Source organism: Faecalibacterium sp. OF03-6AC (genome assembly GCF_003478175.1).
In the GTDB taxonomy this organism is placed as follows: domain Bacteria; phylum Bacillota; class Clostridia; order Oscillospirales; family Ruminococcaceae; genus Faecalibacterium; species Faecalibacterium taiwanense.
In genome coordinates this window covers 1-933 of the sequence record NZ_QUEN01000028.1, presented here as the reverse complement: position 1 = coordinate 933, position 933 = coordinate 1, and the positions used below count along the sequence as shown (strand labels likewise).

Annotated in this window: 1 protein-coding gene; it reads right to left on the bottom strand. The window is 59.2% G+C overall.

Going from position 1 to position 933, the window contains the following annotated elements; translation table 11 throughout:
- Positions 1 to 933 (bottom strand): relaxase/mobilization nuclease domain-containing protein (locus DXA66_RS14010; RefSeq protein WP_147589751.1); only part of this gene is annotated, 933 nt, incomplete at both ends.

Below are 933 nucleotides of genomic sequence, written 5' to 3'. Positions count from 1 at the left end.
TTCCAGCTTCTTGCTCAGTTTCTTGGCGGTGATGAACTTTGTCCGGCCGGGTGGGCAGTAGCTCAACCGGCCTCGGCTCTCCTTCACGGTGATGCCGTGTTCCTGCATGAGCAATGCAGAAAATTCCTCGAAGGTGGTGGTCTTGTTCAGCACAGCGTAAATCTGCTTTCGCAGCTTGTCCAGCTCGGTCTGGTAGACGGTCTGGGTGGGCTGCTGCCCTTCGGCGGCAAGTTTGGCGTTGGCATGGTCGAGGCGGCGTTGTCCGCGCCGCTGCGCCCAATACTCCCGCTCGGAAACATGGTCGCCTTGGGCTTCCAGCAAATTGATCTGGTTCAGATCGGCTTGCTCGCACATCTCCATGACAGCGACACGGAGGTGCCGGAGCATGGCAGAGGTGCAGCGGTGCTTCTTGCCCGCTTCCCAGTCGCAGGGCTTGTCCATAAAGGGCTGCCGTTCCACGGTGCGGACACGCAAGCTGCCGATGACGATGTGGACGTGGATATTCCCGGCACTGTTGTGACCGTCCGGGTGGGTGCAGACGATGGCGGGATGACCGGGGAAGTTGTCCTTGCAGAACTGCAAGCCGAGGGCTTGCGCCCGCTCCATGGTCAGGTCGTTCTCTACTGCGTCCTTCGGGTCGAAGCTGATGATATACTTCGTATGGCCAGCGGTGCGTGCTGCGCACGAATATATTAGCATCCGCTTTGGCGGATGTCGCCATATATGGTGGGTCTTCACGTCCTCCCGCCTGCCGTTCTTGCCGTACTTGCGATTGGCGATCAGGCAGGCCATAGCGAACGAAGATTCGCCGCACTCAAGGGTGTCGAGCAGGTACGAATCCCGCAGCTTGGGTCTGCCTTTCTCGTCCAGAATGGGCAGACCGGTGTACTCGTTGTGCTGAAAGGTGAGATAGCTTTCGGCGGCGGCATAGTT